23 protein-coding genes are annotated in these 19,223 nt (G+C 28.2%); 1 reads left to right on the plus strand and 22 read right to left on the minus strand.

Annotated elements, in window-relative coordinates:
* Positions 1-13: 13 nt before the first annotated feature.
* The 16 genes from AVENP_RS11100 to AVENP_RS11175 form a co-directional block, all read right to left on the minus strand.
* The gene (locus tag AVENP_RS11100; RefSeq protein ID WP_128359359.1) at positions 14-1,003 is read right to left on the minus strand and encodes a tetratricopeptide repeat protein; all 990 of its coding nucleotides are present in this window, start codon (positions 1,001-1,003) and stop codon (positions 14-16) included.
* 5 nt (positions 1,004-1,008) lie between these two features.
* On the minus strand, positions 1,009-1,548 hold the full coding sequence (locus tag AVENP_RS11105; RefSeq protein ID WP_128359358.1) for an OmpA family protein: 540 nt from the start codon (positions 1,546-1,548) through the stop codon (positions 1,009-1,011).
* Positions 1,549-2,251: 703 nt separating this feature from the next.
* On the minus strand, positions 2,252-3,523 hold the full coding sequence (tolB, locus tag AVENP_RS11110; RefSeq protein WP_128359357.1) for a Tol-Pal system protein TolB: 1,272 nt from the start codon (positions 3,521-3,523) through the stop codon (positions 2,252-2,254).
* A 5-nt stretch (positions 3,524-3,528) separates the two neighbouring features.
* Positions 3,529-4,260 (minus strand): TonB C-terminal domain-containing protein, encoded by a 732-nt coding sequence (locus AVENP_RS11115; RefSeq protein WP_128359356.1) that lies wholly within the window; start codon positions 4,258-4,260, stop codon positions 3,529-3,531.
* Positions 4,261-4,263: 3 nt separating this feature from the next.
* Complete coding sequence (locus AVENP_RS11120) at positions 4,264-4,599, minus strand: biopolymer transporter ExbD (RefSeq protein ID WP_235663728.1); 336 nt, start codon at positions 4,597-4,599, stop codon at positions 4,264-4,266.
* 58 nt (positions 4,600-4,657) lie between these two features.
* The gene (locus AVENP_RS11125; RefSeq protein ID WP_128359354.1) at positions 4,658-5,218 is read right to left on the minus strand and encodes a MotA/TolQ/ExbB proton channel family protein; all 561 of its coding nucleotides are present in this window, start codon (positions 5,216-5,218) and stop codon (positions 4,658-4,660) included.
* 4 nt (positions 5,219-5,222) lie between these two features.
* A complete protein-coding gene (atpC, locus tag AVENP_RS11130; RefSeq protein WP_128359353.1) occupies positions 5,223-5,600 on the minus strand; it encodes an ATP synthase F1 subunit epsilon in 378 nt (125 codons plus the stop codon).
* 20 nt (positions 5,601-5,620) lie between these two features.
* A complete protein-coding gene (gene atpD / locus AVENP_RS11135; protein WP_128359352.1) occupies positions 5,621-7,015 on the minus strand; it encodes a F0F1 ATP synthase subunit beta in 1,395 nt (464 codons plus the stop codon).
* A gap of 18 nt (positions 7,016-7,033) precedes the next feature.
* Positions 7,034-7,918 (minus strand): ATP synthase F1 subunit gamma, encoded by an 885-nt coding sequence (atpG, locus tag AVENP_RS11140; RefSeq protein WP_128359351.1) that lies wholly within the window; start codon positions 7,916-7,918, stop codon positions 7,034-7,036.
* 10 nt (positions 7,919-7,928) lie between these two features.
* Positions 7,929-9,446: a F0F1 ATP synthase subunit alpha gene (gene atpA / locus AVENP_RS11145; protein ID WP_128359350.1), complete on the minus strand. Its 1,518-nt coding sequence runs from the start codon at positions 9,444-9,446 to the stop codon at positions 7,929-7,931.
* 21 nt (positions 9,447-9,467) lie between these two features.
* The gene (locus AVENP_RS11150; protein WP_128359349.1) at positions 9,468-10,001 is read right to left on the minus strand and encodes a F0F1 ATP synthase subunit delta; all 534 of its coding nucleotides are present in this window, start codon (positions 9,999-10,001) and stop codon (positions 9,468-9,470) included.
* Positions 10,001-10,513: a F0F1 ATP synthase subunit B gene (locus tag AVENP_RS11155; RefSeq protein ID WP_128359348.1), complete on the minus strand. Its 513-nt coding sequence runs from the start codon at positions 10,511-10,513 to the stop codon at positions 10,001-10,003. Before AVENP_RS11155 ends, AVENP_RS11150 begins: the two co-directional genes overlap by 1 nt.
* Before the next feature lie 15 nt (positions 10,514-10,528).
* The gene (locus tag AVENP_RS11160; protein ID WP_128359347.1) at positions 10,529-10,951 is read right to left on the minus strand and encodes a F0F1 ATP synthase subunit B family protein; all 423 of its coding nucleotides are present in this window, start codon (positions 10,949-10,951) and stop codon (positions 10,529-10,531) included.
* Positions 10,952-11,064: 113 nt separating this feature from the next.
* The gene (locus AVENP_RS11165) at positions 11,065-11,922 is read right to left on the minus strand and encodes a ParB/RepB/Spo0J family partition protein (RefSeq protein WP_128359346.1); all 858 of its coding nucleotides are present in this window, start codon (positions 11,920-11,922) and stop codon (positions 11,065-11,067) included.
* A gap of 22 nt (positions 11,923-11,944) precedes the next feature.
* Positions 11,945-12,721 (minus strand): ParA family protein, encoded by a 777-nt coding sequence (locus AVENP_RS11170; RefSeq protein ID WP_128359345.1) that lies wholly within the window; start codon positions 12,719-12,721, stop codon positions 11,945-11,947.
* Positions 12,718-13,353, minus strand: coding sequence for a biotin--[acetyl-CoA-carboxylase] ligase (locus tag AVENP_RS11175; protein ID WP_128359344.1), 636 nt, complete (start codon positions 13,351-13,353; stop codon positions 12,718-12,720). The genes AVENP_RS11170 and AVENP_RS11175 overlap by 4 nt, the downstream gene beginning before the upstream one ends.
* A 63-nt stretch (positions 13,354-13,416) precedes the next feature.
* On the opposite strand from AVENP_RS11175, the gene AVENP_RS11180 reads away from it, so the two are divergent.
* Positions 13,417-14,310, plus strand: a complete 894-nt coding sequence (locus AVENP_RS11180) for an AEC family transporter (protein WP_128359343.1) — start codon at positions 13,417-13,419, stop codon at positions 14,308-14,310.
* A gap of 2 nt (positions 14,311-14,312) precedes the next feature.
* Here the strand turns inward: AVENP_RS11180 and AVENP_RS11185 are convergent, their stop codons facing one another.
* The 6 genes from AVENP_RS11185 to rplU form a co-directional block, all read right to left on the minus strand.
* Positions 14,313-15,632, minus strand: a complete 1,320-nt coding sequence (locus AVENP_RS11185) for a GAF domain-containing protein (RefSeq protein WP_128359342.1) — start codon at positions 15,630-15,632, stop codon at positions 14,313-14,315.
* A 39-nt stretch (positions 15,633-15,671) separates the two neighbouring features.
* On the minus strand, positions 15,672-16,592 hold the full coding sequence (gene fmt, locus AVENP_RS11190; RefSeq protein WP_128359341.1) for a methionyl-tRNA formyltransferase: 921 nt from the start codon (positions 16,590-16,592) through the stop codon (positions 15,672-15,674).
* Between the two features lie 11 nt (positions 16,593-16,603).
* The gene (gene proB / locus AVENP_RS11195; protein ID WP_128359340.1) at positions 16,604-17,374 is read right to left on the minus strand and encodes a glutamate 5-kinase; all 771 of its coding nucleotides are present in this window, start codon (positions 17,372-17,374) and stop codon (positions 16,604-16,606) included.
* The gene (gene obgE, locus AVENP_RS11200) at positions 17,371-18,462 is read right to left on the minus strand and encodes a GTPase ObgE (RefSeq protein ID WP_128359339.1); all 1,092 of its coding nucleotides are present in this window, start codon (positions 18,460-18,462) and stop codon (positions 17,371-17,373) included. The genes proB and obgE overlap by 4 nt, the downstream gene beginning before the upstream one ends.
* Before the next feature lie 148 nt (positions 18,463-18,610).
* Positions 18,611-18,865 (minus strand): 50S ribosomal protein L27, encoded by a 255-nt coding sequence (gene rpmA / locus AVENP_RS11205; RefSeq protein ID WP_128359338.1) that lies wholly within the window; start codon positions 18,863-18,865, stop codon positions 18,611-18,613.
* A 34-nt stretch (positions 18,866-18,899) separates the two neighbouring features.
* Positions 18,900-19,217: a 50S ribosomal protein L21 gene (gene rplU, locus AVENP_RS11210; protein ID WP_128359337.1), complete on the minus strand. Its 318-nt coding sequence runs from the start codon at positions 19,215-19,217 to the stop codon at positions 18,900-18,902.
* Positions 19,218-19,223 lie beyond the last annotated feature (6 nt).

A 19,223-nucleotide genomic window follows, 5' to 3' on the forward strand; every position in this document is an offset into this window, starting at 1 on the left:
TATTTAATAATTATTATAATTTAGCTAAATTTTGTTTTGCTACTTTTGCTTCATTTGAATTAGGGTAAAGATCAACTAAAGTACTATAAAAACTTTTTGCATTATCTTTATCTTTTGTTTTCTCAAATGAAATAGCACTATGCAATAATAATGTTGGCATATAAGCTGCTTTATCATTAAGAATAGCAGATTTTTTATAATGACTTATTGCAACATCATACTTTTTTCTCATATACCAATTTTGTGCCATGTAGAAATTAACTTCTGCTGGCTTATAGTTTGCTTCAAGCAGTTTATCAAATTTTTGACTAGATGAATCATAACTTCCTGCATCAAAATCTTTTTTTGCATCGTTAAGTAAATTTGCTTTGTCCGTAGCTGATAAATTTTTTACAGATACTTCATCTTTTTTATCATCTACTTCAACACCAGCTTTATTTGTATCTAATTTTGTTGATGCTTTAACTTGAGATGTTTTGATACCAGCAGCTTTTTTTAAAGCTTCGAACTCTTCTCTTGTTACGAATTGATCCATATTATTTTTCAATTCATTGGAAGAAACATATTCAGAATTAATTTTATTAACTAAAGTTGTTAATTTTGTGAGTGCGGCTTTTAGACCATTAACCGTGTCAGATAATTGACTATCATTACCTTGAGTTGATGAAGAACTATTAGAACCTAAATCTGAAGATAGACCAACTTTCTGTGCTAAATCATCCACTTTTCTAGAAGTAGAATTTAATTTTGCAGAATCACCTTCATATGTAGATTCTAAGCCTTCTAATCTCGTTTTAATAGATTCAAGTAAAGAATTTACATCTCCCATCTTAGATGTTAGATTATTGATGCTTGCTTGATTTTTCAAGATATGTTTTTCAGAAGAAGTTAGTCCATAAGAACTATTCCCACTTGAATCACCTGAACCATAAACCGAAACCTCTTCGGCTTCGGCTACGGTTAAAGAACTTGCTATTAAAAAAGATAGAAGATACTTAGTCATTGAAATTATTTACTTAATTCGTGTTCAACTCTTCTGTTTTTTGCCCAACATTCTTTAGTTTTTTCAGTACAAACTGGAGAACTTTCACCTAAAGAAACTAATGCAACATTTGCAGTTACACCATTAGCAACTAAAACATCTTTAACAGAGTTAGCTCTTTTTAAACCTAATGCATAGTTATACTCATCTGATCCCCACTCATCTGTGTTACCAGAAACAGTTACAGTTGTATCAGCAGTTAATGCAGATAATTTAGAAGCATTAGAAACTGCTTTATCTTTGTTATCAGCAGTTAAGTTATATTTGTCAAATCCAAAATATACATGCTCAATTAAAACTTTTTGACCATTAATCATATAATAATTACCATTTCCAGCTTTTTCTAAAGCAGAAAAACTACCATCAGCCATATTTGAATCAGTAGTACTTGCAGCTTCAGCAACTGGAGCCGTATTGTCAACATTCATATCAGCATTTTTTTCACTACAACCAGTAGAGAATAACATTGCCGCAACTAATAAAGAATAAACACCTAATTTTTTCATAATTTTGTCCTTGAAATAAAAATTTGCTGAAATAATACAAGAGTAAACCTTAATTATTGTTTATAAAAACAAAATCTATTCTTACATAAATAAAAAAATTCAATAATTCATAATATTTATTAGATACTATCGGATTTTTTTAAATTAAAATTAAAAAAAAAGGATTGTTTTTATAACTAATATACCGAAAATTAATCTAATAATTATACTCTCAAATAGCCATTATATAAGTATTTTATTTTATTTTTAAAAATGATAAAATCAACTAATCTCTTTTTGAAAAAACTCTAATTACTACTAAAATCAAATCTAATGATGGTTTTAATAGCTTGTAATTGATTTCAAAGAGAATATTACCTATTGTGGACAATACCTTGTCTATTTAGAAATAATTGATTTGATTGGATAATAGTAATAATAAAAATTTAAATGACTTTTCTAAATTACAATTTATAAATGAATTTTTCATAAATATCATTTAAACATTTATATATATTATTTCTTTTCAAATAGTATAGTAATTAATAAAAAAATATCATATAAATTTCTGATAGTTTTTAATAAAATTAATTTAGAAGAATGATAATAAAAATGATTTAAGAAGTTTTTTGAAGTAATTAAGTATAAATTAGAGTAATTATTACTACAAGGTTTCATAAAAAATCTATAAAACACTTGCAATAATATTATATTTTCTTAAGAATTACCAATCTATTGATTGAATTCTTTTACCGTTTAATGAGAATAAAAATGATTTACTGTATGCTAATCTAATAATTCCTATTGAACTTGATCCACCAAACGTTTTTATATATAGTAATGTTTCACCATCACCTGAAAATTTAGGGAACTGATTAATACCACTTGATGTTAGCCGTTTCATATTATCTGACTTAGTTGATATTAAATACAAGTTAAAACTTTTATCACCTAATTCATTTGTAGAGTCCTTACTACTATATACAATATTGTTCCCAAAAGCAGTTGCAGATGAGTTATTATTACTGTGATATACTAATCTTTCTACAGAAGTTGAATTAATTCCTTGTGCAAAGATATTTGGATTTCCTAATCTATCAGAAACAAACACAATTCTTGAATCATTATCGATAAAATGACCACCTACATCAATACCACTATATTTCGTAATTTGAGTTTTACTTTTTGTTCTTGTATTATATAAATATACATCAGGTTGACCATTAGGAGATGCTGTTACTAATAATTTAGTTCCATCTGCATTAACATCAGAACAAGCTAACATACCATCTGACTCCATGATAGTCTCTTTACTTCTATTATAAATATTTAACTTAACTAAAGTTGGTTTTGCATAATTATAAGTAGTATAATAAATTGTTTTTTGATCTGCATCTGCCCATTTAGGGAAAATATTTAAACCACCTGATACAACAGTTTTCTTATATGTTAAAGTATAATCTCCAATCATAATATCAGCTTTACCGGAAGCTGTATAAGTTGAAAATACTACAAATTTTTCCATCCAAGAAATACTTGGTGCTTTAAAAAAGTCATTAACTGAAATTGCAGCTTTATGTGCTAAAAAAACAAATCTATCTTCTTGAGTTGTTGTAAAATTTTTCTCTAAAATAAGTACTTTAGAATTCATATCAAAAAGTTTTGTCATTAAAGTGTAAGAACCATTTGATTCTTTTGATGCTGATAGATTTAAATATAAATCAACACCTTGATTTGATAAACTAATAAGATCAGGCATACTTCCATAAGCTGTCTGACTATTTACATTAACTACTTCAAAATGCCCACTAACAGATAAGTCATCTGCTAAGCTTTTTTTTATTCTACCTAAAGTTTCAATTTCTCCTGTGTCAGTAGAAACTGAAACTAAAATTTTCGGTAAAGAAGTAGCCTTTTTAACTATTTCTAAATTTGCATCAACTTGTGCAAAAACTGAACTAAATACCAATGATATTAATAATAATATTTTATACATAAATTTTATCCTTCTGATTTGAAATCAACATTAATTCGTACATCTTTATTTTTTGTAGGTATGGGATAAACAATATTTTTTTGTTCTTCCAAAAAATTCCTTAAAGATGTATCAAAAGTTTCATTTCCTGAATTTGTAACAAAACGATAATCAAACCTACCATTTAAATCAATCATAACTAAAACAACAGCCTTTAAACCTGGCTCTCTTGTTGTTGGCATCCAAGCTGATAACATTTCATCAATTTGTGAGAAATAATCATCACTCTCTTCACCTTTATTAGCATTTTTACTTTTCGAATTAGATGCAGTTTTTTCATCTTCTAATAACTTATCAATCGTTATATTAGATGATTTTTTCTCTTTTTCGAATTTAGATTTAAATCTTTTAGGGTCAATTGATTTCTCAACATTATTAACCTCTTGTTTTGCTACATTTGTTGCTTTTTCTTTTACATTTGCAAATAAAGATTTTAAATCAGGTCTTTTTTCATTTGAAACTGATGTCTCTTTTTCTTTCACTTCTTCTTTTTCTATAATTTTTTCTGTTTTTTTCTCAACCATCTTTTTTTCAGCTTTTTCAACTATCATATCAAGCTCAATCGTTGTAGATGTAGGCTTAATATTAAAAGTTTTTGGAGTTGGACTAGCAATATAAAAAAACAACAAAAAACACATAAAAGCATAAAATGAAAATGCTATTATACCTGAAAGTATAAACGAAAAATTATTTTGCATTTATTATCCATCAGTTACTAGTGCAACTTTGAAAAAACCAGCTTCTTTAACTGATTTTAAAACAAAAATTATATCATCATACTTCAATTCTTTATCTGCTCTTATATGTATTGGAGTATTTTGATCTTTTCCATTTGCAAATAAAAGAAAACTATCAGGAAAATTTACTATATCTACTTTATTTTTATTAAGTGTAACTACTCTATCTTTAGTAATAATAATATCAATTTTTTGGAAATCTTGTACTTGTTGTGATTTACTCCCACTAGGAAGATTTATAGGTTCTTCAAACTCAATAACTGGTGCTGTAACCATTAATATTGCTAGTAAAACTAGCATAATATCAACTAAGGGTGTAATATTTAAATCAGGTTTGTCATTAAAATCATACACTATATTAACCCTTAGCAATTAAAATTTGCGATTGTGCCTTAAGATATATATTTAACTCATAAATTTTTCTTGAAAGTATTTGATGAAATGTATACGCAAATATAGCAACAAATATACCTGCTGCTGTTGCAACTAACGCTTCACTAATTGCTGGTGCAATAATAGAAAAAGCAACTTTTGATTGATTCGCAAATTTTGCGAACGACTCTAATATTCCAATAACTGTACCAAAAAGACCTATAAATGGTGATGTTGAAGAAATAATAGCTAACCAAGAAATTCCCGAACTTGCATCTTTAATTATATTTATTTCACATGCATATAATAACTCTTTTGAAGCAAGGTTATTTGTACATTTATTTAATGCAGATAATGATGAGAATCTAGCTTCTCTTGATGTTAAACCCTCTAAAGAGCTAACTTCATTTCTAATTAATGCAGTAACTGCGAAATATCTATAAAGGAAAATCCAAATTGTAACGATTAGATAAATTGACAATAGTGCTAAAACTATATAAGTTATAGCACCACTATTTGCCAAATAATTTAGTATTGTAGTAATCATGCTTTTACGCGAATGAGTTGATTTTTGCTTCAACTGAAGCAACAGAAATGTTTGAATCTTTTACTGAATTTACTAATACTTTTGCAGCTTCAATATTCTTAGCAATCTCAGAGTCATTTCCTGCAGTTAATGCAATAGCTCCATCAGCTAATACATCAACAGATTTTTCATCTACTTTAACATGTCCCCAGTTAATAGCAACTGCTTCAGTAGAATTTGCTTTTTCGATAACAATTACACCAACTGTTAATGAAGAAATCAATGATGAGTGTCCAGGTAGGACACCGAACTCACCCTCTTTTCCAGGGAGAGTTACAGTTTTTACATCATCATTAAATATTTCTCCATTAGGTGTAACTATTGATAATCTAATTGTATCCATGTTATGCCTTAACGGTTTTGTTATTTCATTTTCTCAGCTTTGGCAAGAACTTCATCAATTCCACCAACCATATAGAATGCCATTTCTGGAATATTATCATATTTACCAGCTAAAATTCCTTGGAATCCAGCAATAGTATCTTTTAACTCAACATATTTTCCTGGACTTCCAGTAAATACTTCTGCAACGAAGAATGGTTGAGATAAAAATCTTTCGATTTTTCTTGCTCTTGAAACAACAAGTTTATCAGCTTCTGATAACTCATCCATACCAAGAATTGCAATAATATCTTGTAAATCTTTATATTTTTGTAATACAGATTGAACACCTCTAGCTGTATCATAATGTTCTTGACCAAGAATATCAGCACTTAAGATTCTTGAAGATGAATCTAGTGGATCAACTGCTGGGTAGATACCTTTTTCAGCAATTTTTCTGTTAAGAACTGTAGTTGCATCTAAGTGAGCAAAAACAGAAGCTGGAGCTGGATCTGTTAAGTCATCCGCTGGAACATAAACTGCTTGAACAGAAGTAATAGAACCTTTAGAAGTAGAAGTAATTCTTTCTTGTAATTTTCCCATTTCTGATGCAAGTGTAGGTTGGTATCCAACAGCTGAAGGAATCCTTCCTAATAATGCTGACATCTCAGAACCTGATTGTGCAAATCTGAAGATATTATCAACGAACATTAATACATCAAGACCTTTTTCATCCCTAAAGTATTCTGCCATTGTAAGACCAGTTAATGCAATTCTATTTCTAGCACCTGGTGGTTCACTCATTTGACCATAGCATAATGCAACTTTGTCAAGTACGTTTGAGTCTTTCATCTCATGATAAAGGTCATTACCCTCTCTTGTTCTCTCACCAACACCAGCAAATACTGAGTATCCAGAGTGTTTAAATGCAACATTATGAATTAATTCCATGATAATAACTGTTTTACCAACACCAGCACCACCGAATAGTCCAACTTTTCCACCTTTTGAATATGGTGCTAAAAGGTCAACAACTTTGATACCTGTTTCAAACATTTCTGTTTTTGTTGATTGCTCTTCAAATGAAGGAGCAGATCTATGGATTGACCATCTTTCAACATCAGCAGGAATTGCTTCACCTTCATCTACTGGATCACCAATAACATTAAAGATTCTTCCTAATACTGCTTCACCAACTGGAACTTTAATTGGTCCACCAGTAGCAACACACTCTTGACCTCTAGTTAAACCTTCTGTCATATCCATAGCGATAGTTCTAACTCTACCATCACCAATATGCGCAGCAACTTCTAATACTAATCTGTCTTTATTAGCATCTGCTAATACTACATCAATAGCTTCATTAATTTCTGGTAAGTATCCGTCGAACTCTACGTCAACAACCGGACCCATTACCTGAATAATTTTACCTTTCATACGGGCAGCTCCTTTAAATTATTTTAATGCTTCAACACCACTGATAATTTCTATCAGCTCTGTTGTAATTGCAGCTTGTCTAGCTTTGTTATATTCAACTGTTAAACTATTAACTTTTTCTTTTGCATTTTTAGTAGCAGCTTCCATTGCTTGCATTCTAGCACTGTGCTCTGCAGCTAAAGAGTCAATTAAAGCATAATACATATTGAAATCAATATATTTATCAGTTAACTCATTTAATACTTCTTCATCATCATCTGGTTCAATTTCTAACATAGATTCTGAATTTTTAACTTCAACAGCATCTAAGCTAACTGGTAATAAATCTCTAACTCTAATTTCTTGAGTTAACATATTTAAAAAACCATTATAAACAACGATTACTTTGTCAGTAACTTCATTTCTAAAATCTTCAACAACAGCATGAATAAACTCAGCAGCTCTATCATACTCAGGAGCAGAAGATAAATCAGAAACTTTTTGCTCTAAAGCAACACCTTGGAAAGAAAAGAAATCAACACCTTTTCTACCAGCAGCTCTTAATCTAACTTTTGTACCTTTTGCTTCATATTCAGCAATTAATCTACTAACTGTTTTAATTGTTGCCATATTAAAACCACCGCAAAGTCCTTTATCAGCAGTTACAAAAACAATATCAATTGTTTTTGGTGCATCATTTTGTACAAATGCTCTACCAATATTTCCTTCGTCTTGAACTTTGCTAACTCTAGCAGCAATATCAGAAAGAACTTCATTTATCTTTCTTGCATAACTTCTAGCTTGATCAGACAATTGTCTAGTTCTAGTAAGTTTAGCAGAAGACACAAGCTTCATAGCTTTTGTAGTTTTCTGAGTATTTTTAACACTACCTATTTTTAATTTAATCTCTTTTAAGTTAGCCATTGACTAATCCTTAGTTTGCACTAAATACAGTTTTAAACTCTTCTAATGCAGCTTTTAATTCTGCTTCTGTATTATCATCAATTTTTTTAGAAGATTTGATTGAATCTAAAATATTTGAATATTTTTGTTCGAAGAATGTATGTAATTCAGCTTCAAATCTTACAACATCACTAACTGCAACATCATTTAAGTAACCTTTAGTACCAGCATAAATAATAACAACTTGTTTTTCAATAACTAGTGGTTTGTTTACACCTTGTTTTAATACTTCAACCATTCTTTGACCAAGCTCTAATTCTCTTCTAGTAGCTTCATCTAAATCAGATGCAAATTGAGCAAATGCTTCCAGTTCTCTATATTGAGCAAGAGATAATTTTAAAGTACCAGCAACTTGTTTAGTAGCTTTAATTTGTGCAGCTCCACCAACTCTTGATACTGATAAACCAACATTAATTGCAGGTCTAATACCTGAGTTAAATAGGTTAGTTTCTAAGAAAATTTGACCATCTGTAATAGAAATAACATTAGTTGGGATATATGCAGCAACATCCCCAGCTTGAGTTTCAATGATTGGTAATGCAGTCATAGACCCAGCACCTCTTTCATCACTCATTTTTGCAGCTCTTTCTAATAATCTTGAGTGTAGATAAAATACATCTCCTGGATATGCTTCTCTTCCTGGAGGTCTTCTTAAAATTAATGACATTTCTCTATATGCAACAGCATGTTTAGACAAATCATCATAAATAATTAATGCATGTTTTCCGTTATCTCTAAAAAATTCACCAATAGTAACACCAGTATATGGAGCTAAGAATTGTAATGCAGCAGAATCAGCAGCAGAAGCATTAACAACAATTGTATACTCCATAGCACCTGCTTCTTCTAATGTTCTAACAACAGAAGCTACAGAAGATGATTTTTGACCAATTGCAACATATATACAAACAACATCTTCACCTTTTTGGTTAAGAATAGTATCAATTGCAACAGTTGTTTTACCAGTTTGTCTATCACCAATAATAAGCTCTCTTTGACCTCTACCAATTGGAACTAATGCATCAATAGCTTTAATACCAGTTGTTAATGGTTCATGAACAGATTTTCTAGCCATAATTCCAGGAGCTTTTTCTTCAACTAATCTGTTTTCAGAAGCAGCAATTGAACCTTTACCATCAATTGGCTCACCCAGTGCATTAACAACTCTTCCAACCATTGCATCACCAACAGGAGTTGATAAAAGTTTTCCTAGTCTTTTACAAGAAGTACCTTCTCTTAGACCATCACCTTTACCAAGAATAACAATACCAACTGAAGATTCTTCTAAATTTGAAGCAAGACCTCTCTCACCATTTTCAAACTCAACTATTTCCCCTGCCATAACATTTTTTAGACCGTAAACTTGTGCAATACCATCTGCATAAGAGATAATTTTACCTGTTTCATTTACATCTACATTTAATTCAAAGTTATCAATTCTTTCTTTAATTATAGAACTGATTTCATCAGCTTGAATTTTTGCGCCCATTCAATTTCTCCTTTGTAAGTTCTAAACTGCTTTTAAAATATGATCTATTAACTGTGTTTTTAATCTCTCTTTTGAAAAAGAAATCTCAACGCCAAGTCCATCAATATCTACTTTAATACCATCATAATCACAAACATTTTGCGATAATGACAATTTAACATCAAATTTTTTACTAAATTGTTTTTCAATTGAAGATACATAATCACTTGATAATTCAAGATTTGTATAAACAACTCCAATATAACTATTATTCATTTTAGCAATTTGAGTATTAAGCTCTTTTGCAATAAATGGTAATAATGATAATCTTCTTTTTTCACCAAGTAATTTAATGAAATTTTTTAAAACTTCATCATTTGCAAAATCTACTAAAGAGATTATAAAATCTACTTTTGTATTATCAGCAATCTGAGGAGAAGATACTATTGAATTGAATTTCTCATCAGCAAATGCTGAAGAAATAACATTTAGCTTACTGCTAATAGTATTAATAATATCACTATTTCTACCATCAACTAATGCTTTAACATATCTTTTTGCTACTAAATCATTCATTATGCTACCTTTTTAAGAACAATATTTGCTAACTCATCTTGAGTTAATTTAATATTTTCAGAACTTAATAGCTCTTCAAGAACTTCAGTAACAACTTCTTTTTTAGCTTTTGATATTTCAACTTTCATCATTTCATCTAAATTTTTATTTAGATTAGCGATGTCTGCATCAACAGCAGTTGCAACTTTTTGTTTAACTGAATCTATATCAGCTTTTGCACCATCGACAATATCAGTAGCAATTTTTTTTGCTTCTTCTAATTTCTTTTGTGCATCTTTAACTTTATCTCGAGAAGCTTTTAAAGTATCTTGTACTTTATCAAGTTCTGCTTGAATAGATAAAGATCTCTCAGCAAAAAATGCTTTAATTTTATCAGCAAGTAAATACCATAAAATTCCAGCAAATATTATAAAGTTAACGGTTCTTTGCACTATGTCAGTTTCTACCGCGCCTTCGTTTGCAAGTAATGCAACTGGAACTAAAGCCAACCCAAGTAATAACATTCTTTTCATATTTCCTATCCCTTCTTAAATAGAGCTAAGCTTAGCTTTTAGGCTCTCATTAAATTGAGGCATAGAAGATACTAAAGAATCTCTCAAAGCTTTAGTCTCGTCTTGTAAGTTTTTAGTAAATTCCGCAGATTTTACTTCTAAATTAGATTTAGCACTTGCAAGTTTTGCATCAGCACTATCCTTTGCTTCCTTATAAGCTTGTTCTCTAATTGCAGCTGCCTCTTTTTTCGCTTTAGCAATAATATCATTTGCTTCGGCTAGTAAACCGTCTACATCAGCACCGTTTGATTTCGCGTCTTCTAAATCTTTTTTTATAGAAGCCTCTCTATCATCCATGTGTTTAAGTAATGGTTTGAAAAGACAACTGTTTAGTCTAGCAACAACTAAAAGAAAGATGATACCAGAGCTAAGCAATAATACAGGACTTATGTCTAACATTCATTCCTCCATATTTTTTACAGTTTAGTTTAACTAAAACTCAATTATTTTACCAAAACTAAGTATAAAATTATATTAAAAGAAAAAATTAGCTTATAAATTTTTGGATAATGTTACGATTGGATATTAAAGTAGCTAATAATTTTATCAATTTCTTCTTGTGAATTAAATTCTATTTTGAAATAATTTTTTTCAACTTTCATTTTTAAATTATTCTCTTTGAATTTTTCAATAATGTTATTAAAAGAATTGAAATTATAAGTATTTGTAGTTTTATCTTTTTTGGGTTTTTCAGTATTTTTTTCTTTTAGTTCTTTAACTAATTTTTCTGTTTCTCTAACTGAAAGTTTTTGACCAACAATTGAATCACAAACCATTTTTTGTTCTTCTGAACTAAGTCCAAGCATAACTTTTGCATGACCTGCACTAATTTTGTCAGTAGCTAAAAATTGTTGAACATATGAGTTTAATTGTAACAGTCTTAATGTATTTGTTATTGAAGTTCTACTTTTAAATACTTTTTTTGATAGTTCTTCATGGGTAATATTATGTTCATTTAGTAACTGTGCGTAACAGTATGCTAATTCAATAATATTTAAGTCATCCCTTTGGATATTTTCTATTAAAGCCAATTCTCTTAATTTAAATTCATCCGCATCAATGATTATAGCTTTTATTTTGTTGATATTTGCAAGTTTATGAGCTCTAAGTCTTCTCTCCCCTGCAACTAAGGTGTAACTATTATTCCCATTTTCAATTACAATTATTGGTTGTAATAATCCATGCTCTTTAATAGATTCACTTAAATCATTTAATTTCTCTTCATCAAATATTTTTCTTGGTTGATTTGGATTAGCTTTTATCGTCGAAACGTCAATTTTACAAACGCCTGATTTGTTACTACTAGCTGAATTTTCATATGCTGATTCAACTTCTCCTAATAATTCTCCTAATCCTCTACCTAATGCCATATCATCTTCCTACTAATAAAAATTAACCTGCTATTGCTCTTGCTAAATGCGTATACGCTTTTGTACCACTTGAATTTGTATCATATAACATTATTGGTTTACCAAAACTTGGACTCTCCGCTAATTTAACATTTCGTGGAATTACTACATATGAATTATCATCTATTTTAAATAATTTGTTTTCAAAATGTTGTGCTAAATCTGCAAATACTTGTTTTGACAAATTATTTTGCGAGCTATACATTGTTGGTAAAAATCCTCTTATTTGTAAAGATTGGTTTATAGTTTGTTTTACTAATTTTATAGTGTTTAATAATTGTGCTAATCCTTCTAATGCAAAAAATTCACATTGAATAGGAATAAGTACAGATGTTGACGCACTTAATGTATTTATTGTAATCGGTCCTAGAGCAGGTGGTGAATCAATAATAATATAATCAAAATCTTTTTTAATAGGATCAATTTTTCTTTTTAATACTAATTCTCTTTCTTTTGTATTTTTATAAAACTCTTTTTCGATTCCAACAAGACCTATATTTGATGGTGCAACTTTTAAATTTTCTATTTCTGAATCTAAAATAATCTCACTTAACTCTTTTGTACCTAACATAACATGATAGATATTGTATTCATATGTATCCCTATGAAAACCTAAAGAAGTTGTAGCATTTGCTTGTGGATCTGCATCAATTAATAATACTCTTTTACCTTCAAGTGCAAGGGCTGCACTTAAGTTTACAGCAGTCGTAGTTTTACCTACACCACCTTTTTGATTAGCTATTGAAATAATCTCTGTCATCTTAAACTAAATACCTTTTTATTGTTTACTTGTATTGAACCATCATCATTTAACATCACATTTTCGAGAGAAACCTTTTGATTGTCGATGGTTGTTTGGAACTTTTTGCTATGCTGAAATTCTATCTTAAAATCACTAAATATCTGCTTCCAAAAAAGCTTTTTTTCTAATTTAAAAAAATAAATTTTTAACATATCATCTATATCGACATTTATATCGAGTTTTCCAAAATCATCACTTACCCTTTTCAAATTTATACCAATACCACAATAAATTAAATCTTTTGAAACAGTTGTAATTGTTCCTCCTATTTTTTTATCTTCAATATAAAAATCATTTGGCCATTTTAACCAAACTGATGAGCCCATCTCCTTTAGTACATCTTTTAATATATATGAAAAATATATTGAACTACTTTGTAGTGGTAAATCATTAGGTAAAAAAGAATTATTTATAACAAAAGAAAAAAAGATATTGCCTTTTATTCCAAGCCATGAGTTTCCTCTACTTCCAACTCCATTTGTTTGATAATCAGAAAAAACACATAAAGGTTCAGTGTATCCTTTTTCTAAAATATAATCTTTTATATATCTATGAGTAGAATCGATTTCATTTAATTTTATTATTCGCATTTTTAATTATACATAATAAAAATAGAAGATATTATTAAATATAATCCAAGTAAAAAGGTTAATATGTTAGATCCTGTTTTACCAATTGCAATATATTTATTTTTAGGTTATATCTTCAAAATATTTTATCAAGATAATTCAAAACAATTAATTGAATTTATAATTTATTTTTCACTTCCTTCTATTGTATTTTCTAAAATTTATCCTTTAGTTTTGGATGAAAAAATACTTGGCTTAATTTTAATGTTTATGTCATTTATTCTTTTAAATTTATTATTTGCCTATTTTATAGGAAAGATGATGAAATTAAATAGAATACTACTAGCAACTTTTATGATTATGGCAACTTTTGGCAATACTTCATTTATTGGTTTCTCATATATAAACGCATTTTATGGTGAAGACTATATTGTTTATGGATTAATATATGATTTATTTGGATCATTTTTACTACTTGTTTCGGTAGGTATGTTTATAATCACATGGGGAAGTGGTAAAAAAAATAATTTTACATCTATTTTTAAAAATATTTTTTTATTTCCACCATCATTAATGTTTTTTATAACCGTTGCTGCAAAGAACTTTGAAATTCCTAATTTTGTTTTATTAACAACTCAAACATTAGGTTCTACCTTAGTTCCAATTGCTATGATTGCAATTGGAATGAAATTAGAAGTAAAACATATTTTTGTAAAATTTCATATTGTTTCAATGGCAATGCTATTAAAAATGGTAATAGTTCCAATAATAGTATTAATTGGTTTCCAACAATTTTATGGAATACATGAAACATGGGTGAAAGTTACAATAATTGAAGTTGCAATGCCACCAATGACAATGGCAACAGTTTTAGCAATAAAAGGTGGATTAGATGAAAAAGTTGCAATTAATTCATTAGTTTTAGGAGTTTTATTAAGTCTTGTAACAATAACTTTATATACATCTTATTTAGCGTAATTTTACGCTAAAGTAATTAAATATTCATTGCCATTATAATTAATATCTTCATATAAGAAATTGATATTTTTTAATTCAATATTTCCTTTTTTATATTTTTTTATAATCATTCTAGTCATATACATATTTTCATTATCTTTTTCTATATTTCTTTTTCCATCATTACTTTTTAACTTTAAATATATTTTTTTATCAATACAATTTAAATCAATAAAAATATATCTTTTATCTTCAATAGAAATCTTTTCTATTAATCCATTTATTAAATTATTTATAATATTTAATATTGCTTGACTGAATTCATTTTTAAGACCATAAATATTTATAGAATAATCTAAATTCAAAACTAAATTGATACTATTTTTTTTCAAGCTAGCATCTGCTAATTCTAGGCATTTAGCAATAGTTTCTGAAATATTAAAATTATCCGCTACACTTTCAACTTTATAAAAATCTTTAAAATTATCAATATTCATTGATAAATTTTGAGTAATATTAACAATCTTTGATAATTTAGAAACGGACTCGTTTTTATTAATATTGTCATATTCAATATTAATTTTTAATCCACTTGCAAGTGTAGAAATAATATTTAGAGGTTCTTTCCATTCTTGTGCAATATCACCCATTAGTTCTGCCATTGAAGATATTTTTGATTGATTGAATATTGTAGTTGACTTTTCCTGATTATTTAATATCTCTTTTTCAACTTTTTTTTCTAATTCAATATTTACTTTTTCTAATTGTTCATTTAAAAGTTGAAGTTTAATAATATCAGTTTGAGCTTTTGAAATTGATAATGATATAAAAGAGCTAAACATTGATAAATAATCTTTATCTTTTTCATCAAAAGGCACAAATTTATCATCATTTTTTTTATTCAATAGTTGAATTACACCTAATATTTCATTTTTAATAGGATGAATTAGTGGTATTGTAATAATTGAACGAGTTTTATAATTAAATTTTTCATCAAACTCTTTAGTTCCTGAGAATTCATATTCACTAGAATTGTAAATATCATTAATTATAATTATTTTTTTTGTTAGATAAGAATCTACTGCAAGATATTTATTTTCAATAAATAAAGGAAGTTTATAATCTTTAAGTAAATAGAAATATTTGTAAACATCTTCATATGATAAAATATCATTTTGAAAAATATGAAATTTTAAGTATTCATCTTCTTTAATATAAATAGTACCAGCTTCTGCATTTAATAATTCTCTAGTATATTTTAATATTTCATGTAAAAGCACATCTAAATCACTGATTTTAAGCAAATTAATATCATATATTTGTCTTATTTCTAAATCTTTCATAATAAATACTTTTAATTTTAATTTTTAATTATTATATCATTAAAATAGTATTTTATTTAATTCTAGTCTTTGACCTCTTATATAATCTGTCGCATTTATTGCTTTTTTTGAAGGAGCTTGAATAGTTCTAATTTTTAAGCTTCCAACTTCACATCCAATTATTACATAATCATTAGTAGTTTCTAAAATTTGACCTTGATTATTAATAGATGATTCTTCATTTAGTTCAATATCTTTTAATTTTAATTCAGATTTTAAAAAAACACCTGGCCAAAAAGAGTATGCTTTATATTTCTGATATAATTTTTTTGCATTAGAAAAATCAACTAAGCCATCTTCTTTTTTGATTTTTTTACAAAAACTAACTTCAGTTTCATTTTGTTTAGTTGGTTTTATATTTTCAAAATTATCTAAAGTTATAATAGTAAGTTTTGCAGCAATTAAAGATAATTTTTCAAAAGCCTCTGAAACTTCCATATTTGATGTAATTTTAAGATATTGTAATCCTAAAATATCTCCACTATCTAGTCCCTCTTCCATAAGCATTGAAGTAACACCTGTATAAATATCATCATTTAAAAGTGATTCTTGAATTGGACTTGCACCTCGATATTTTGGAAGTAGTGATGCATGTAAATTTATACATGGAGCAATATTAAGTATATCTTTAGGTAATATTTGACCATAAGCAGCAACAATTATAAAATCGGGATTTAACTCTTTTATTTGTTTTGCTACTTCTTCATTTCCTCTTAACTTTAAAGGTTGAAAAATTGGGATATTTAAATTTTCATCTAGACAAAATTGTTTAATATGAGGCGGTGTTAAAACTTGTTTTCTTCCAAAGGGTTTATCTGGTTGAGTAAATAATCCTACTATTTCATACTCACTATTTATTAACTCTTTAAAAATAGTTGTTGCATAATCTGGTGTTCCCATAAATAGAATTCTTTTACTCAATCTTTTTCCTTTTATTTTTTTGCTTGAAAAATTGTTCCGCTTTTATGATTTCCATCAACTAAAAAATCATAAGCATTTGTTAAATCAAAACCTGATGATAAATACATTGGAATTCCTCTTTTCATTAAAAAATCTGCTGCTTTTAATTTTGTTACAATTCCACCTGTTGCAAATTCTGAATTTGCAGTATGCTTCATTTCAAGTTCATCAGGATTTATTTCAAAAACATTTTTTTGTAAAACTGCGTCATCAAACTCTCTTGGGTTTTTATTATAATATCCATCAATATCTGATAAAATTGCTAACATATCTGCATTGAAATAGTATGCAACATGAGCTGCTAACTGATCATTATCACCAAATAATAATTCATAATTTGCAATCACGTCATTTTCATTTATAATTGGTAAGATATTATTTTCTAAAAGTATTTCCATAACATTTTGTGCATTTTTTGTTCTTTTTCTTGAATCAAAATCATCTGCAATAAAAAGCATTTGCGCACATGTAATATTATGTTCTTTAAATCTTTTTTTATAATTTTTAAGTAATAGTGGTTGACCAATAGCAGCTAATGCTTGTTTATTTGCAATTATTCTTTTATCAAGTTTTAATGAAGTAAATCCAGCTCCAACAGCTCCTGAAGAGACTAATATCACTTCAAAATTTTTTTCATTTTTTAATTTAGCAATTAAATTAACTAAATTATCCATTCTCTCAAGAGCCAATTGGCCATCTTGAGTTAAAACAGCTGTTCCAACTTTAATTACTAATCTTTTCATTTATCTTGTTCCAATAAATTATATAATGCAAATCCTAAAGGTTTAAGATTTAGTTTTGTTAAAGATGAAATTGGTAAAACAAAATATGGTTTACTATTATCGAATCTTGAATAAATTAAATCTTGAACAAAATATGGATTTTCTCCTTCAAATTTAAATTCATTTGATTTTGTAGGTTCTAAACCAATATCTTTAATGAATTTTTCTATATCTTCATCTAAGCTTTCACCAAGGTATCCATCAATTTTACTTATAACAATTGCAAAATTTCTTTTTGATAACTCACCTGAGAATTTAGCAACTTCTTCTTTCAATACTCTATATTGGTCAATCATTGTTCGATAGTTGGCAACATCGATTACAAATAGAAGTGTTTTAGTTCTTTCAATATGTTTTAAAAACTCTAAACCTAAACCTCTTCCCTCACTTGCACCATCAATAATTCCTGGAATATCAGCCATTACAAAAGAGTTATAATTTCCAACTTCTACAACACCTAATTTTGGTGTTAATGTAGTAAATTCATAATTTGCAATTTCTGGAGTTGCATTAGAAGTAACTGAAATTAAAGTTGATTTTCCAACATTAGGATAACCAACAAGTCCAACATCAGCAATAAGTTTTAATTCTAGTCTAATACTTCTTACTTGTCCTGGAAGACCTGGTTGGAAATAAGTTGGTCTTTGATTTCTTGAGTTTTTAAAGTGCGTATTACCTAATCCACCTTTTCCACCTTCAAGAAATAAAACTTTTTCTCCTAGTTCAATCAAGTCAAATATAACTTCATTTGTTTCATCATCAATAACTTGAGTGCCAGGAGGAACAACTAAAACAAGAGATTCTCCTGACTTTCCAGTCATTCTTCCACCTAAACCTTGTGCTCCATTATCTGCTTTAAAGTATTTTCTACCTTTGTAGTTTGATAATGTATCCGTATTGTTGTCAACTAAAAAGTAAACATCTCCACCTTTTCCACCATCACCACCATCTGGTCCACCTTTAACAACAAATTTTTCTCGTCTAAATGCTGCACATCCCTGTCCACCTTTTCCAGATGTAACTGAAAATCTAGCGCTATCTATAAACATATAACTTTCCTTTTAATAAATAATTAAAAACTAAAAGCAAAATTCTAACTTCTACTGTTAACTTTTAATTAGTTATGTTAATTTTTAAATAAAAAAAGGGTGTAGGCAAAAGCCATACACCCTTTAAAGAAACTACAATTGTCCAGAATTACGAAGCGTAAACTGAAACTTTTTTTCTTTTTTTGTCTTTAATCTCAAATTTAACAACACCGTCAATTAAAGAATAAATTGTATGATCTTTACCGATCCCAACATTTTGACCTAAATGTACTTTTGTACCTCTTTGTCTAATAATGATGTTTCCAGCTCTTACAACTTCACCACCAAATTTCTTAACACCAAGTCTTCTACCAGCTGAATCTCTATTATTCTGCGTACTTCCCTGACCTTTTTTGTGAGCCATTGTTTTTCTCCTTAACTTATATTATGCTATTTGCTTATGCAGCAATTTTAGTAATTCTAATTTTTGTGAAGCTTTTTCTGAAACCTCTTTTAAGTTTAGAATCTTTTCTTCTTCTTTTTTTGTAAATTATTACTTTTTTAGCTCTATTTACACCTGTACCATCTAATACTACAACAGCCTCAACTTTTGCGTTTGCAACAGCTTCACCAGTTTTTAATTCACCGTTGTTTACAGCTAAAACATCAGTAATTTCTAAAGTTTCTTTAGCAGCTTGACCAGTATAATCAACATCTAAGATATCACCCTCAGAAACTTTATACTGTTTTCCACCACACTTGATAATTGCGTACATCTTTCT

Source organism: Arcobacter venerupis, from assembly GCF_013201665.1.
In the GTDB taxonomy this organism is placed as follows: domain Bacteria; phylum Campylobacterota; class Campylobacteria; order Campylobacterales; family Arcobacteraceae; genus Aliarcobacter; species Aliarcobacter venerupis.

Excerpts from the sequence above, each read along its gene's own strand:
- AVENP_RS11120 (WP_235663728.1), bottom strand. The coding sequence starts at position 4,599 with ATGCTAGTTTTACTAGCAATATTAATGGTTACAGCACCAGTTATTGAG.
- atpC (WP_128359353.1), bottom strand. The coding sequence starts at position 5,600 with ATGGATACAATTAGATTATCAATAGTTACACCTAATGGAGAAATATTT.
- AVENP_RS11175 (WP_128359344.1), bottom strand. The coding sequence starts at position 13,353 with ATGCGAATAATAAAATTAAATGAAATCGATTCTACTCATAGATATATA.
- rplU (WP_128359337.1), bottom strand. The coding sequence starts at position 19,217 with ATGTACGCAATTATCAAGTGTGGTGGAAAACAGTATAAAGTTTCTGAG.
- AVENP_RS11170 (WP_128359345.1), bottom strand. The coding sequence starts at position 12,721 with ATGACAGAGATTATTTCAATAGCTAATCAAAAAGGTGGTGTAGGTAAA.
- tolB (WP_128359357.1), bottom strand. The coding sequence starts at position 3,523 with ATGTATAAAATATTATTATTAATATCATTGGTATTTAGTTCAGTTTTT.
- AVENP_RS11150 (WP_128359349.1), bottom strand. The coding sequence starts at position 10,001 with ATGAATGATTTAGTAGCAAAAAGATATGTTAAAGCATTAGTTGATGGT.
- AVENP_RS11180 (WP_128359343.1), top strand. The coding sequence starts at position 13,417 with ATGTTAGATCCTGTTTTACCAATTGCAATATATTTATTTTTAGGTTAT.
- rpmA (WP_128359338.1), bottom strand. The coding sequence starts at position 18,865 with ATGGCTCACAAAAAAGGTCAGGGAAGTACGCAGAATAATAGAGATTCA.
- atpD (WP_128359352.1), bottom strand. The coding sequence starts at position 7,015 with ATGAAAGGTAAAATTATTCAGGTAATGGGTCCGGTTGTTGACGTAGAG.
- proB (WP_128359340.1), bottom strand. The coding sequence starts at position 17,374 with ATGAAAAGATTAGTAATTAAAGTTGGAACAGCTGTTTTAACTCAAGAT.
- AVENP_RS11185 (WP_128359342.1), bottom strand. The coding sequence starts at position 15,632 with ATGAAAGATTTAGAAATAAGACAAATATATGATATTAATTTGCTTAAA.
- AVENP_RS11100 (WP_128359359.1), bottom strand. The coding sequence starts at position 1,003 with ATGACTAAGTATCTTCTATCTTTTTTAATAGCAAGTTCTTTAACCGTA.
- AVENP_RS11115 (WP_128359356.1), bottom strand. The coding sequence starts at position 4,260 with ATGCAAAATAATTTTTCGTTTATACTTTCAGGTATAATAGCATTTTCA.
- AVENP_RS11125 (WP_128359354.1), bottom strand. The coding sequence starts at position 5,218 with ATGATTACTACAATACTAAATTATTTGGCAAATAGTGGTGCTATAACT.
- AVENP_RS11160 (WP_128359347.1), bottom strand. The coding sequence starts at position 10,951 with ATGTTAGACATAAGTCCTGTATTATTGCTTAGCTCTGGTATCATCTTT.
- atpA (WP_128359350.1), bottom strand. The coding sequence starts at position 9,446 with ATGGGCGCAAAAATTCAAGCTGATGAAATCAGTTCTATAATTAAAGAA.
- atpG (WP_128359351.1), bottom strand. The coding sequence starts at position 7,918 with ATGGCTAACTTAAAAGAGATTAAATTAAAAATAGGTAGTGTTAAAAAT.
- AVENP_RS11165 (WP_128359346.1), bottom strand. The coding sequence starts at position 11,922 with ATGGCATTAGGTAGAGGATTAGGAGAATTATTAGGAGAAGTTGAATCA.
- obgE (WP_128359339.1), bottom strand. The coding sequence starts at position 18,462 with ATGTTTATAGATAGCGCTAGATTTTCAGTTACATCTGGAAAAGGTGGA.
- AVENP_RS11155 (WP_128359348.1), bottom strand. The coding sequence starts at position 10,513 with ATGAAAAGAATGTTATTACTTGGGTTGGCTTTAGTTCCAGTTGCATTA.
- AVENP_RS11105 (WP_128359358.1), bottom strand. The coding sequence starts at position 1,548 with ATGAAAAAATTAGGTGTTTATTCTTTATTAGTTGCGGCAATGTTATTC.